Genomic DNA, 13,698 nt, shown 5'->3' with positions numbered 1-13,698 from the left:
GACCTTTCGGGGCGCGATGCTAATTTGGTCAAGCAGGGCGTAGGTGCTTACGCTACGGCTCGTTTGGTAGGTATAATACGTTTTTTACCTGTGCTGAGAAAGCGGCTTCCCGAACGGAAACTGTTTTAGCTGTCTCCCCAGAGTCGAGTTTTCGCCAGGTAACTATTGCAATGCCTTACCCAGGGGTGAGGCGGACTCCCTATCTGCCAATATTAAGGGCTGAAATGAGCAACAGCGAACAGACCTCTGCGTCGAACTTTTTGCAACAGATTATTCGTGATGACCTTGCCGCCGGTCTCAATGACGGGCGGGTGCAGACCCGGTTTCCTCCAGAGCCGAATGGCTACCTTCATATTGGCCATGCCAAATCGATTTGTGTCAATTTTGGCCTTGCGCAGCAGTTCGGTGGTCAGTGCAACTTGCGTTTCGATGACACCAACCCGGAGAAGGAGGAGCAGGAATACATCGATGCGATTCAGGAAGATGTTCGTTGGCTAGGGTTCGAGTGGTCCGGGGAGCCTCGTTTTGCCTCCTCCTATTTTGATCAGTTTTATGAGTGGGCCTTGCACCTGATTCGTGAGGGTAAAGCCTATGTTTGTGATCTCTCCGCTGAGCAAGCAAGCGAGTATCGTGGTTGGGCGACCAAGCCTGGCCGCGAAAGCCCTTATCGGGGGCGTAGCGTAGAAGAAAACCTTTCCCTGTTTGAAAAAATGAGAGCGGGGGAGTTTGATGAGGGTGCTTGTGTGTTGAGAGCCAACATCGATATGGCTTCACCCAATATGAATCTGCGTGACCCGATTTTGTATCGCATTCGCAAAGAATCTCATCATCAGACCGGCGATAAGTGGTGTATCTATCCAAGCTATGATTTTGCCCATGGTCAGGAAGATGCCATAGAACGTGTGACTCATTCGATATGTACCCTGGAATTTCAGGATCACAGGCCGTTGTATGAGTGGTTTCATGAGAATCTGCCGGTCCCTGCGACACCCAAGCAGTATGAGTTTGCACGCCTTAATCTCAATTACACCGTCACCAGCAAACGAAAACTTAAGCGTCTGGTTGATGATGCGGTTGTTGATGGTTGGGATGACCCGCGTATGCCGACCATTTCGGGTATGCGTCGGCGGGGTTATACGCCAGCGGCTTTGCGCAAGTTTTGCGACATGATTGGTACCAATCGCTCTGACGGTATTGTGGATGTGGGTATGCTTGAATTCGCGCTGCGCGAAGATTTGAATGAAAATGCGGCTCGTGCCATGTGCGTGTTGAACCCGCTCAAGATTGTTATTACCAATTTTGAAGCTGACGAAGTGGAGGTGATGAAGGCCCCGGTTCATCCCAATCGCGAAGAGCTTGGTAGCAGGGAGTTGCCCTTCACTCGAGAGCTGTACATCGATCGCTCCGATTTTACTGAGGATACATCGCTTTCTCGTAAAAAGTTTAAGCGGCTAGTGTTGGGTGAATACGTTCGGTTGCGCAGTGCCTATGTGATACGAGCCGATGAGGTTATACGCGATGATACGGGTGAAATTGTCGAGGTGAAGGCTTCTCTGGTACCGGATACCGTGGGTGAAAATCCTCCCGAAGGCATCCGTCCACGCGGCGTGATCCATTGGGTTTCTGTGTCCCGTGGCAAGCAGGCTAAGGTACGTCTGTACGATCGTTTGTTTGCACATGAAGCTCCTGATCGCGGTGAGCAGGATTTTATCGAGCATCTCAACCCGGACTCCTTACAAGTACTTGATGCTTGTTGGGTAGAGCCTTCCGTTGCCGAGGCGGCGCCGGAAACTCGTTTTCAGTTTGAGCGCGAAGGTTATTTCTGTATTGATCGTTATGACTCTTCCGGGGAAACACTGGTGATTAACAAGACAATCGGTTTGAAAGACACCTGGGTACGCAAGGGGAGCGCTTGATGGATCAGGATCAGAGTAGCAGTCAACATAGTCTTACTCTCTACAACACTCTGAGTCGAAGCAAAGAGTTGTTTAAACCCCAGCAACCCGGGGTTATTCGAATGTATGTGTGCGGTATGACGGTCTACGACTACTGCCATATCGGCCATGCTCGGGTTCTGGTCGCATTTGATGTGATTACTCGTTATCTAAGATCTCAGGGTTGGCAGGTCGAATATGTGCGCAATATCACCGATATAGATGACAAGATCATTCGCCGGGCAACCGAAAATGGCGAGCACTATACCGAGCTTACGGGCCGGTTTATTGATTGCATGCACGAAGACGAGCGTACGCTTGGTGTTTTGCGACCGGATCAGGAACCACGGGCAACAGCCCACATCGAAGATATTATCAAAATGGTTCAAACCCTGATCGACAAGGGGTATGCGTATGCGGCTGATAATGGTGATGTCTATTATCGGGTAGCCAAGTTTGAGACCTACGGTCAGTTGTCGAATAAAAACCCCGAAGAGTTATTGTCCGGGGCACGTATTGAGGTAGGGGAAAGCAAGGAGGATCCTCGTGACTTTGCGCTCTGGAAGTCGGCCAAGCCGGAAGAGGCTCATTGGGACTCTCCTTGGGGGGCAGGTCGCCCGGGCTGGCATATCGAGTGCTCGGCCATGACCAAGCACTGTCTTGGGGATACTTTTGATATTCATGGCGGTGGACCCGATTTGCCGTTTCCTCATCATGAGAATGAAATTGCTCAGAGCGAGGCGGCCAATGGTTGTCGATTCGTCAACTATTGGATGCATGCCGGCGCGGTAAGGGTTGATGGTGAAAAGATGTCCAAGTCGCTGGGTAACTTTTTCACGATCCGTGATGTGTTGAAAAAGTACCACCCTGAGGTGGTCCGGTATCTGTTAATCAGCAGTCATTATCGCAGCCCTATCAATTATTCCGAGGCCAATTTGATCGAGGCTCGTAGCGGATTAGAGCGATTCTATAAGGCGCTTCGACCCTACGGGCAAGTGGCTCCAGCATCGGTTTCATCCTTAGGCCAAAGCACCACTTATAAGCGTTTTGTGGATGCGATGAACGATGACTTTAATACTCGAGTGGCTTTGGCGTCGATGTATGATCTGGTTCGTGAATTGAACAGTGCGGAAGGTGAAGCAGCGCTAAAAATAGCTGCAGAGTTGAAAGCGCTAGGGGCGATAATGGGGATCTTGCAGGTCTCTGCTGATGATATTCTGCAATCGGGTTCGGATGTTGATGAGCAGCACATAGAGGCGATGATCGAGGCGCGAGCCGCCGCCAAGAAAGCCAGGGATTTTGCTGAAGCCGATCGCATTCGACAAGAACTGTTGGATAGTGGCGTAGTGCTGGAGGATTCGAGAGAAGGTACCAGTTGGCGCATTGACTAGCAGGGTTTATGCCTTGAATGTTAAAAAAAGGGGCAATCAGGCCCCTTTTTATCTTGGTTGCATGCTGAGATAGTCGAAGTAGGGGTTAGTCGTGCAGTTCGTTAGCTGCATAGAGGGTGTTCTCGATCAGGGTGGCAACGGTCATCGGTCCAACGCCGCCCGGAACCGGTGTGATCCAGCCGGCTCGTTCGGCAGCGCTATCAAACTCAATATCCCCGACCAGTTTTCCGCACTCCAGTCGGTTGATGCCGATATCGATTACGATCGCGCCCGGTTTGATCCACTCTCCTTTGACCAGTCCTGGCTTGCCAACGCCGACCACCAGGATATCGGCTTTGCGTACCTCAGCCTCCAGATCTTTGGTGAAACGATGGGTGGTAGTAGTGGTGCAGCCGGCGATTAACAGCTCCATTGTCATAGGACGGCCAACGATGTTAGAAGCGCCGACGATAGTGGCATTCATGCCGCGAATCTGGATGCCAGTGGATTGAAGCAGGGTCATGACTCCTTTGGGAGTGCATGGGCGGAGCAGGGGAAGACGTTGGCACAGACGGCCCACATTGTAGGGGTGGAAGCCATCCACATCCTTGTCGGGGCGAATTCTTTCTAATACTTTCTCTGATTGAATCTGCGCGGGAAGGGGGAGCTGTACCAGAATGCCGTCGACTTCGGGGTCGTCATTGAGTTCGTCAATCAGTTCCAACAAATTTTCTTCGCTAGTATCTGCCGGCCAATCGTAGGATTTTGAGATAAATCCGGCACGATCGCAGGCGCGCCTTTTATTGGCGACATAAACAGAGGAAGCCGGGTCTTCTCCGACCAGAATGACCGCCAGGCCGGGGGGGCGAAGCCCTTTGCGGGTTCTTTCTTGGACGCCTGCGGCCACTTCATCAATCAGGTTGGCGGCGATCTTTTTTCCGTCTATTAATTGTGCGCTCATTGTCTCGCTTTGGGGCTGGTATTTAAGGTGCGGGGATTTTCGCATGGAAATGATGGTAGGCAAAGAGCGCTGAGCAGAAATGGGTCAGGGGCTTTGATCCGTCATGCAGGGCAAAAAAAGCCATGTGAAGCGTTGACGAGGTAGGGTCCTGTGAGTATTATGCGCACCACTCGTTGAGCGGTGCCGCACACCTGTGTATGCAGGCTTGAGGCATAACCTGTGCCGACATTGAGCGCCCGTAGCTCAGTTGGATAGAGCAACGGCCTTCTAAGCCGTGGGTCGCAGGTTCGAATCCTGCCGGGCGCGCCATTTTCCGGTGGGTAGAGCTTTAACGATATTGTGGTGGGCGTAGCTCAGTTGGTAGAGCACAGGATTGTGACTCCTGTTGTCGAGGGTTCGATCCCCTTCGTCCACCCCATTCCCTCTCTCAATACGATGCCTATTTTGAGGGTTGGATTGGTTAGAAGAAAGCGAGTCGTAGCAGTGTTCTGCTCAATTCTCGTAGCGATGCGGAAGTGGTGAAATTGGTATACACGCCAGATTTAGGTTCTGGTGCCGAGAGGCGTGAGAGTTCGAGTCTCTCCTTCCGCACCATATTTTTAAAATGGGGATAAGGCAACTTATCCCCATTTTTGCGTTGAGCGCGTACAAACGTTGGGCGATAACGTTGGTTGTTGACCCTGGATATTGAATAAGCCTGTATAAAAGTTAGGTTTAGCGAGGAAACATCATGCAAGTCTCAGTAGAAGCGACTTCTGGTCTGGAGCGTCGGCTGACAATTACCGTCCCTGCAGAGCGTATCGATAGCGAAGTAAACAAGCGCTTGCAGGAAACTGCGCGCAAGGCGAAGATCGACGGTTTCCGTCCAGGTAAAGTGCCTATGAGCGTCATCAAGCGTCGCTTTGGCCCATCTGCACGCCAGGAAGTTGTGGGTGAAGTGATTCAGTCCACCTTCTTTGAGGCGGTACAGAAAGAATCCTTGAATCCAGCCGGGATGCCAGCGGTAGAGCCTAAGGAAGTCAAAGATGGCGAAGATTTTGAATATACCGCTACTTTTGAAGTCTATCCTGAGATTGCGTTGGGCGATTTTGGTGCGATCGAAGTTAAGAAGCCAGTAGCAGAGATTGCAGACGCCGATATCGAAGATATGCTGAACACTCTGCGCGATCAGAATAAGGCATTTACTGAAGAGGTAGAGCGCGGAGCCGAGGACGGTGATCAGCTGACGCTGAGCTTTGTGGGTACTATCGACGGTGAAGCATTCGAAGGTGGTGCGGGTGATGATATGGACCTGGTTCTGGGTTCAGGTCGTATGATCCCGGGCTTTGAAGACGGTTTGGTTGGAGTTAAAGCCGCCGAAGAGCGTACGATTGACGTGACTTTCCCGGAAGATTATCAGGCGGAAGCCCTGGCTGGTAAGGCGGCGAAGTTTGCTTGCACCGTAAGTAAGGTGCTCGCGCCCGAAGTTCCAGAGCTGGATGACGAGTTCTTTGCCAAGTTTGGTGTTGCTGAAGGTGGTATCGAGGCATTCCGCGCCGAAGTTACCAAAAACATGCAGCGCGAACTGGATCAGGCCATCAAGAATAGCGTTAAAAACCAGGTAATGGATGGACTGCGCAATGTGCACGATATCGAATTGCCCAAGGCCCTGATCACTAACGAAATTGATGTGTTGCGCCAGCAAGCTGTACAGCAGTTTGGTGGTGGTCAAAATATTGACCTGTCTATGCTACCGGCGGAAATGTTTGAAGAGCAGGCGCAGAAGCGAGTTAGCCTGGGTCTTGTGGTTGCAGAAATCGTCAAGGTCAAAGAGCTAAAAGCTGACGATGCTAGCGTTCGTGCCATGATCGAAGAGATGGCTGCAGCGTATCAAGAGCCCCAGCAAGTGATTGACTGGTACATGAGCAACGAGAAGCAGTTGCAGGAAGTTCGCTCTGTTGTGTTGGAAGAGCAAGTTGTAGATACTGTTCTTGCTGACGCTAAAATATCGGAGAAGCAGTGCACCTATAAGGAAGCGATCGCGCCTGAAGCGCCAGCGACCGAAGAGGACGCTGAATCCGATAAGTAATCAAGCGATACTTAGTAAAAGGCCGGCATAGATGCCGGCTTTTTTATCTCGGCTGTAGACACCAGGAGTTTAGAAGAATATGTCCAAGCTTATCGATCAGGGTAATAGCGGCGATATCATCACCAACAGCGGGCTTGTCCCCATGGTGGTTGAGCAGACAGCAAGGGGGGAGCGCTCTTACGACATCTACTCTCGTCTGCTTAAGGAGAGGGTTATTTTTCTGGTGGGTCCGGTTGAGGACCATATGGCAAATTTGCTGGTTGCCCAGCTTCTATTTCTTGAGTCTGAAAATCCAGACAAGGACATTCATCTTTATATCAACTCTCCCGGGGGATCTGTGACCGCGGGTATGTCGATCTATGACACCATGCAATTCATCAAGCCGGATATTAGTACCATGTGCATTGGCCAGGCCGCCAGCATGGGGGCCTTGTTACTGGCTGGTGGGGCTGCGGGTAAACGTTACTGCTTGCCTCATTCTCGAGTGATGATTCATCAGCCGTTGGGTGGATTCCAGGGGCAGGCATCGGATATTGAGATCCATGCCCGGGAGATTCTCTCAATTAAGGATAAACTCAATAAGGTGCTGGCAGATCATACCGGGCAGCCTTTGGATGTGATTGCCCGTGACACCGATCGTGACAACTTTATGAGTGGTGAGGAAGCGGTTGAGTACGGCTTGATTGATGCGGTAATGAACAAGCGCGGTACGCAAGAATAACCTAAGATATAGTATGCGGGGTTATGCGCCCCGTATCTTTGTAGATACCCTTGAAAATTACGGCAAATAGCTGCATCTTGTAATCTAGGGTTTAAGTAGTGGATTTGTCCGGTAAGGTAGGATTCGAATGACCGACCAAAGCAATGGGAAGGGTGATGACGGCGGTAAACTGCTGTATTGCTCCTTCTGTGGTAAAAGCCAGCACGAGGTCCGTAAGCTGATTGCCGGCCCCTCAGTGTTTATCTGTGATGAGTGCGTAGATCTCTGCAACGATATTATTCGCGAAGAGGTTCAGGATGCTCCTGCCGAGAGCAGTAGTGAGACACTGCCTTCTCCCAGGGAGATTAATACCATTCTGGATGACTACGTCATTGGCCAGCAACGAGCTAAAAAGGTTTTGTCGGTTGCGGTATACAACCACTACAAGCGCCTTCAGAAAGACGACAAGAAGGGCGATGTTGAGCTGGGTAAGAGCAACATCCTGCTTGTCGGGCCAACCGGCAGTGGTAAAACCCTGTTGGCAGAAACCCTGGCTCGCCTCTTGAATGTGCCTTTTACGATTGCCGATGCAACCACGCTGACCGAAGCGGGTTATGTGGGTGAGGATGTCGAAAACATCATCCAAAAGCTGCTGCAAAAGTGTGATTACGATGTCGATAAAGCCCAGCGGGGCATTGTCTATATCGATGAGATTGATAAGATTTCCCGTAAGTCAGATAACCCTTCGATCACTCGTGATGTATCGGGTGAGGGTGTTCAGCAGGCACTGTTGAAGCTGATTGAAGGCACGGTAGCCTCTGTGCCCCCACAGGGTGGTCGTAAGCATCCGCAGCAGGAGTTCCTGCAGGTCGATACCTCCAATATCCTGTTTATCTGTGGTGGCGCTTTTGCCGGGCTGGAGAAGGTGATTCGTGACCGTTCTGAAAAAGGCGGTATTGGTTTCTCCGCTGAGGTCAAGAGCAAGGACTCCAGCAAGAATGTGGGCGAGACCCTGAAGGATGTCGAGCCGGAAGATTTGGTGCGGTTTGGTTTGATTCCTGAGTTTGTGGGCCGTTTGCCGGTGATTGCCACGCTTGAGGAATTGGATGAGGAAGCCCTTATTCAGATCCTGACCGAGCCTAAGAATGCATTGACCAAGCAGTATTCCAAATTGTTTGAAATGGAAGATGTCGAAGTCGACTTCCGTGATGATGCGCTGAAGGCCGTTGCCAATAAGGCGATGGAACGTAAAACCGGTGCTCGCGGCTTGCGTTCAATTCTTGAATCTGTACTGCTGGATACCATGTACGAGATACCTTCTCAGGAAGGTATCAGTAAGGTGGTTATCGACGGATCGGTTATTCGTGGTGATTCAGAGCCTCTACTGATCTATGAAAACAGTGAACAGCCTCCTCGCGCACTCCCTGAAGAGTAGCTCAGTAGTGTGAAGCAACAAAAAAGGCCCCATAGGGGTCTTTTTTGTTGCTGATAAACATAATCGTTGTCGACGCTTGTATTTTGCCATCATCGACCCCATCTTAGGGGCATTAGCCTTGTTTCTGTTTTCCCGGCTGCTTCACAGTGGCTGTTACTAGGAGTTATTCATGGAGAATGATCGCATCTCTGGAGATCAGCCCTCTGGAGCATCGATTCCCCTGCTGCCGTTGCGGGATGTTGTTGTATACCCTCACATGGTGATCCCGCTGTTTGTGGGTCGTGAGAAGTCCATTCAGTCCCTTGAAGCGGCGATGGATTCTGACAAGCAAATTGTGTTGGTCGCCCAAAAGCATGCCGCAGAGGATGATCCAGAGCGTGAAGACCTCTTTGATGTGGGAACCCTGGCAAACGTCTTGCAATTACTGAAGCTGCCTGATGGCACCGTTAAGGTGCTGGTAGAGGGTGGCGAGCGAGTTCTGCTAAAGGGGTTGCATGAACAGGATGATGTCTTACGCGTAGAAGTAGAAGATTTTGTCGAAGAGCAGCCTAATGAGCGTGAGGCGGAAGTGCTGCTGCGTTCGGCAATGAATCAGTTTGAGCAGTATGTACAGCTCAGCAAAAAGGTGCCGTCTGACGTGCTGACGTCGATGGGCAGTATCGCTGAGCCGAGCCGGCTGGCCGATACTATGGCGGCTCATATGACGCTTAAGATCGATGAAAAACAGGCCATTCTCGAAATTGCCGGGGTTCAGGAACGCATCGAGCATCTGATGGGGATTATGGAGTCCGAAATTGACCTGATGCAGGTTGAGAAGCGGATTCGTGGGCGCGTTAAAAAACAGATGGAAAAGAGCCAGCGCGAGTATTACCTCAACGAGCAGATGAAAGCGATCCAAAAAGAGTTGGGTGACATGGAAGATGTCCCCAATGAGATTGAGGATTTGCAAAATAAGATTGATGACTCCGGTATGCCTAAAGAGGCCCAGGAAAAGACTCTGGCCGAATTGGGTAAGCTTAAAATGATGTCGCCCATGTCAGCCGAAGCCACCGTGGTGCGTGGTTATATCGACTGGATGGTTGGCCTACCCTGGAAGAAACGCAGCAAGATTCGTAATGATATCGGTAAAGCGGAAGAGATCCTGGATGAAGACCATTATGGTTTGGAAGAGGTCAAAGAGCGGATTCTTGAATATTTGGCTGTGCAGCAGCGGGTTCGTAAACTCAAGGGCCCTGTGCTCTGTCTGGTGGGGCCTCCTGGTGTAGGTAAGACCTCTCTGGGTGAGTCCATTGCTCGAGCAACCAACCGCAAATTTGTTCGAATGGCCTTGGGTGGCGTGCGCGATGAAGCTGAAATTCGCGGCCACAGACGGACCTATATTGGCTCTATGCCAGGCAAGCTAGTGCAGAAGATGTCCAAGGTGGGGGTGAAAAACCCGCTCTTCCTGCTGGATGAAATCGACAAGCTTGGCTCGGACATGCGTGGTGATCCCTCTTCGGCATTGCTGGAGGTACTGGATCCCGAACAGAACAACACCTTTAACGATCACTATCTGGAAGTGGATTATGATCTTTCTGATGTGATGTTTGTCTGTACTTCTAATTCGATGAATATTCCCGGTCCCTTGCTAGACCGTATGGAAGTCATACGCATTCCGGGGTATACCGAGGATGAGAAGGTCAATATCGCCAAGCGGTATCTGGTTCCCAAGCAGGTTAAGAACAATGGCCTGCGTGCTGACGAGCTCAAATTGGAAGACGATACCCTGCGGGATTTGATCCGCTACTATACCCGAGAGGCGGGTGTGCGAGGGCTTGAGCGAGAAATTGCCAAACTGTGCCGCAAAGTTGTCAAGGAGCATGCCACAGACAAAGAGGCTGGGCCTGTGGTGGTTTCTCCTGAACTGCTGGAAACCTACAGTGGTGTACGCAAGTTCAAATATGGCCTGGCCGAAGACGAGGATCAGATTGGTCAGGTGACCGGTCTGGCATGGACGCAGGTCGGTGGTGAACTGCTCACGATTGAGGCGGTATCGGTGCCTGGTAAGGGGCGTCATAGTAAAACCGGCTCGCTGGGCGATGTCATGCAGGAATCTATTCAGGCCGCCCTGACGGTGGTTCGTAGCCGATCGCAAGTGCTCGGTATTCCATCCAATTTCCATGAAAAGAATGATATCCATATACATGTTCCCGAGGGTGCTACGCCTAAAGATGGCCCAAGTGCGGGTATTGGTATGTGTACGGCTCTGGTCTCGGTGCTGACTGGTATTCCGGTTAAGGCCAACGTGGCCATGACCGGAGAAATCACCCTGCGGGGGCAAGTGCTACCGATCGGCGGGCTGAAAGAGAAGCTGCTAGCGGCTCATCGTGGAGGCATCACTGTGGTGCTAATTCCGGATGAAAATATGCGGGATCTGAAGGAGATTCCGGATAACATCAAAGAGGATCTCGAAATAATTCCGGTTAAATGGATTGACGATGTGCTGCAGGTCGCACTTCAGTATATGCCGGAGCCTTTAGATAAGGATGAAGGCTTGACCACTGAGGAGTCTCGCGAGGACAATAGCGAGAGAATAAACACGCATTAGCGTGTGATCTCCTTGACAGTGATCGAAGCGAGTTGGTATAAAACCGGTTCGCTGTGGCATTGTCAGGCCATGGCACAAGATTGAGTGGAATCGCCGTGGTAGCGGGGTTTTCTGCCTAAAAAATGTACAAGACTTCGATCTCCTTTTGAGTTGACCATTTGTTGGCCGAGGGTTGAAGTGTTTCTTTTTACGAGTATAAGGGGATAGATAGTGAACAAATCCGAGCTGATCGATGCGATCGCAGCATCTGCCGACCTTCCTAAGGCTGCTGCCGGTCGTGCACTGGACGCCATGGTAGATTCTGTTACTAATGCGCTCAAAGAGGGTGATCAGGTTGTCCTGGTTGGCTTTGGTACTTTCTCAGTGAAAGAGCGTGCTGCTCGCACTGGTCGTAACCCACAAACTGGCCAACCAATCCAAATTGCTGCAGCCAAGATTCCTAGCTTTAAAGCGGGTAAGGCTCTGAAGGACGCCGTTAACTAAAACGCGTCACGCAGAAGAGCAGTGATTCTTGCTGCTCTTTGCAGGCATGCTTCAGGAGCGGTAGTTCAGTTGGTTAGAATACCGGCCTGTCACGCCGGGGGTCGCGGGTTCGAGTCCCGTCCGCTCCGCCAAAGTTGTCTAAAAGGCGCATCCAATGAGGTGCGCCTTTTTATTATTTAAGGTTTAGCCGGGGTATTAAACACCGGCTTGCAGAGGCTTATCTATGCTGCAGAATATCCGAGAAAATGCACAGGGTGTTGTTGCCAAAATCATCGTTGGATTTATTATCCTCACGTTTGCAATTTTTGGTCTGGAAAGTATCAGTGGAGGGGGAAGTGGCAACACGGCTGCCAGTGTCAATGGTGAGGACATTACTCAGCAAGCCCTCTATCAGGCAATGCAGATGCGCCGACAGCAGCTTTCTCGCGAGATGGGTGAAAACTTTAACCCCGCATTGCTCGATGAGCAGCGTATTCAGCAGTCCAGCCTGCAGGGATTAATCGATCAGACTTTGTTGCTTCAGCAAGCAGCCGACCTAGGGCTCTATTTTCCAGATGAAGCCATTGACCAAATGATCGTCAATACTGAGAGTTTTCAGGTTGATGGCAAGTTTAATCCAGACCAGTTTCAGTTGGCTTTGCGCAGTATCAGTTTGTCGCCTATCCAGTTCCGGCAGATGATTCAAGGCGAAATGTTGATCAGCCAACTGAGCTCCGGATTTGCCGCTAGCAATTTTGTAACACCCGCGGAAATGGAGGCTATCTCAGCACTCGAGCGTCAGCAGCGTGATATTCGCTACATCACATTATCCGCCGAAACAGAGCGTGCAAAGGTAAGTGTTGAAGCTCAGGAAGTTCAGGATTATTACGATTCCAATCCCGGCGAGTTTATGGCTGAGGAACAGGTTCGTGTTGATTATCTGTTGTTGAATAAAAATGATTTGATGTCGTCTGTCGAAGTCTCTGAAGATGATGTCGCAAATGCTTATCAGGCCTATTCTGAGCAACTGACTGGCGCAGGAAATGAGCAGCGCCGTGCCGCCCATATCTTGTTGGAAGTTAATGAGGAAAATCCGGATGAGACTGTTAGCCAGTTAGCGAATGAGCTGAAGCAGCGTATCGACGCTGGTGAAGACTTTGCCGCACTGGCTAAGGAATATTCTGCCGATGCATTCTCTGCTCAGCAAGGTGGTGACCTTGGTGTGGTAGAAGACGGTTTTCTAGGTGAAACTTTTGATGACACCCTGTCATCACTTGAGCCTGGTGAGGTGTCGGCACCGGTTAAAACCGAATTTGGTTATCAGTTGATCAAGCTACTGACCGCTGAAAGTGTTGAGGTGCCTGCACTTGACGAGGTGCGTGAGCAGCTTGTTCGTGAAATTAAACTGGATCGTGTTGAGCCTATTTTTGTTGAACAATCTCAGTTGCTTGCCGATATCAGTTTTGAATCTGCTGACCTGCAACAACCGGCCGAAGAGCTGGGGCTTACCTCTCAATCTACGGATCTGTTTGGCCGCAATGGCAGTCAAGAAGGACTAAGTTCTAACCCTGCCTTTATTGCTGCTGCTTTTGCGGAAGATGTATTGAGTGAGGGGGCTAATAGCCAACTGATTGAGCTCGATGGTGACCGCGTCGCCGTGCTTAGGCTGGCTCAGCATATTAAACCTGAGCCCCGTGCGCTTGTGGATGTAGAGAGCCAGATTCGTACGACTTTGGTGGCGGTTAAGGCAGAAGAGATGCTACAAGATCAGGCGCTAGCGCTCAAAGAGAAAGCGCTTTCTTCGGGTCTCGATTCGATCGTTGAGCAGGAATGGGTTGATCAGCCAGCTGTCAGTCGCCAACAGCCAGGCAATCTGGCACAGCAAATATTGCTTGATACCTTTAAGGCGCCTCATCCATCCGAAGGGGTTCCCAGTCTGCTTATCAGCGGCCTGCCAAATGGTGACAAAGTGCTGCTTGCCGTTACTGCGGTGAATACACCGGAAGTTGCCGATGCTGAGCTGGAAACTACTCGTAACCAGTTCCTGTCTCGCATGCTCTCTCAGCAGAAAGGCCAAGCTATTTTCGAGGAGTATCGGCAGTCGTTGTTGAACTCTGCCGACATTGAAACCTTCTAATCAATCTGTGCGCTGTTAAGCGCATATATTGAGCATAAAAAAGG

General features: G+C 50.8%; 9 protein-coding genes and 4 tRNA genes. 12 read left to right on the top strand and 1 reads right to left on the bottom strand.

Features of this window, described 5'->3' with window-relative positions:
• The first annotated feature begins 224 nt into the window (after positions 1-224).
• Positions 225-1,916 carry a glutamine--tRNA ligase/YqeY domain fusion protein gene (locus tag MIB40_RS02595; protein WP_249690459.1) on the top strand — a complete coding sequence of 564 codons (1,692 nt, stop codon included), beginning with the start codon at positions 225-227 and terminating at the stop codon, positions 1,914-1,916.
• Positions 1,916-3,325 (top strand): cysteine--tRNA ligase, encoded by a 1,410-nt coding sequence (gene cysS, locus MIB40_RS02590; protein ID WP_249690457.1) that lies wholly within the window; start codon positions 1,916-1,918, stop codon positions 3,323-3,325. Before MIB40_RS02595 ends, cysS begins: the two co-directional genes overlap by 1 nt.
• A gap of 85 nt (positions 3,326-3,410) precedes the next feature.
• On the opposite strand, the gene folD is transcribed toward cysS, so the two are convergent.
• Entirely contained in the window at positions 3,411-4,265 is an 855-nt protein-coding gene (folD, locus tag MIB40_RS02585) for a bifunctional methylenetetrahydrofolate dehydrogenase/methenyltetrahydrofolate cyclohydrolase FolD (protein ID WP_249690455.1), read from the bottom strand.
• Between the two features lie 232 nt (positions 4,266-4,497).
• Between folD and MIB40_RS02580 the strand changes: the two genes are divergently transcribed.
• From MIB40_RS02580 to MIB40_RS02535, 10 genes are all read left to right on the top strand, one after another.
• Positions 4,498-4,574: transfer RNA gene (locus MIB40_RS02580), tRNA-Arg, on the top strand.
• Positions 4,575-4,607: 33 nt separating this feature from the next.
• Positions 4,608-4,683: transfer RNA gene (locus tag MIB40_RS02575), tRNA-His, on the top strand.
• A 91-nt stretch (positions 4,684-4,774) separates the two neighbouring features.
• A tRNA-Leu gene (locus MIB40_RS02570) sits at positions 4,775-4,859 on the top strand.
• A 136-nt stretch (positions 4,860-4,995) separates the two neighbouring features.
• Positions 4,996-6,333 (top strand): trigger factor, encoded by a 1,338-nt coding sequence (tig, locus tag MIB40_RS02565; protein ID WP_249690453.1) that lies wholly within the window; start codon positions 4,996-4,998, stop codon positions 6,331-6,333.
• Positions 6,334-6,412: 79 nt separating this feature from the next.
• A complete protein-coding gene (clpP, locus tag MIB40_RS02560; protein WP_264758416.1) occupies positions 6,413-7,054 on the top strand; it encodes an ATP-dependent Clp endopeptidase proteolytic subunit ClpP in 642 nt (213 codons plus the stop codon).
• Positions 7,055-7,181: 127 nt separating this feature from the next.
• Positions 7,182-8,468 carry an ATP-dependent Clp protease ATP-binding subunit ClpX gene (gene clpX, locus MIB40_RS02555; RefSeq protein WP_249690451.1) on the top strand — a complete coding sequence of 429 codons (1,287 nt, stop codon included), beginning with the start codon at positions 7,182-7,184 and terminating at the stop codon, positions 8,466-8,468.
• 169 nt (positions 8,469-8,637) lie between these two features.
• Positions 8,638-11,055, top strand: coding sequence for an endopeptidase La (gene lon / locus MIB40_RS02550; RefSeq protein ID WP_249690449.1), 2,418 nt, complete (start codon positions 8,638-8,640; stop codon positions 11,053-11,055).
• A 210-nt stretch (positions 11,056-11,265) separates the two neighbouring features.
• Positions 11,266-11,538 (top strand): nucleoid-associated protein HU-beta, encoded by a 273-nt coding sequence (hupB, locus tag MIB40_RS02545; protein ID WP_249690447.1) that lies wholly within the window; start codon positions 11,266-11,268, stop codon positions 11,536-11,538.
• A gap of 54 nt (positions 11,539-11,592) precedes the next feature.
• Positions 11,593-11,669, top strand: a tRNA-Asp gene (locus MIB40_RS02540).
• A 92-nt stretch (positions 11,670-11,761) separates the two neighbouring features.
• A complete protein-coding gene (locus MIB40_RS02535; protein ID WP_249690446.1) occupies positions 11,762-13,654 on the top strand; it encodes a SurA N-terminal domain-containing protein in 1,893 nt (630 codons plus the stop codon).
• Positions 13,655-13,698: the final 44 nt, after the last annotated feature.

This window comes from Aestuariirhabdus haliotis (assembly GCF_023509475.1).
Taxonomy (GTDB): Bacteria; Pseudomonadota; Gammaproteobacteria; order Pseudomonadales; family Aestuariirhabdaceae; genus Aestuariirhabdus; species Aestuariirhabdus haliotis.
The sequence above is the reverse complement of the archived record's forward strand: the minus strand, read 5'-3'. Positions and strand labels throughout refer to the sequence as shown.

What these genes read in the sequence shown, in the direction of transcription:
- lon (WP_249690449.1), top strand. Translation starts at nt 8,638, where the DNA reads ATGGAGAATGATCGCATCTCTGGAGATCAGCCCTCTGGAGCATCGATT.
- folD (WP_249690455.1), bottom strand. Translation starts at nt 4,265, where the DNA reads ATGAGCGCACAATTAATAGACGGAAAAAAGATCGCCGCCAACCTGATT.
- MIB40_RS02595 (WP_249690459.1), top strand. Translation starts at nt 225, where the DNA reads ATGAGCAACAGCGAACAGACCTCTGCGTCGAACTTTTTGCAACAGATT.
- clpP (WP_264758416.1), top strand. Translation starts at nt 6,413, where the DNA reads ATGTCCAAGCTTATCGATCAGGGTAATAGCGGCGATATCATCACCAAC.
- tig (WP_249690453.1), top strand. Translation starts at nt 4,996, where the DNA reads ATGCAAGTCTCAGTAGAAGCGACTTCTGGTCTGGAGCGTCGGCTGACA.
- MIB40_RS02535 (WP_249690446.1), top strand. Translation starts at nt 11,762, where the DNA reads ATGCTGCAGAATATCCGAGAAAATGCACAGGGTGTTGTTGCCAAAATC.
- clpX (WP_249690451.1), top strand. Translation starts at nt 7,182, where the DNA reads ATGACCGACCAAAGCAATGGGAAGGGTGATGACGGCGGTAAACTGCTG.
- cysS (WP_249690457.1), top strand. Translation starts at nt 1,916, where the DNA reads ATGGATCAGGATCAGAGTAGCAGTCAACATAGTCTTACTCTCTACAAC.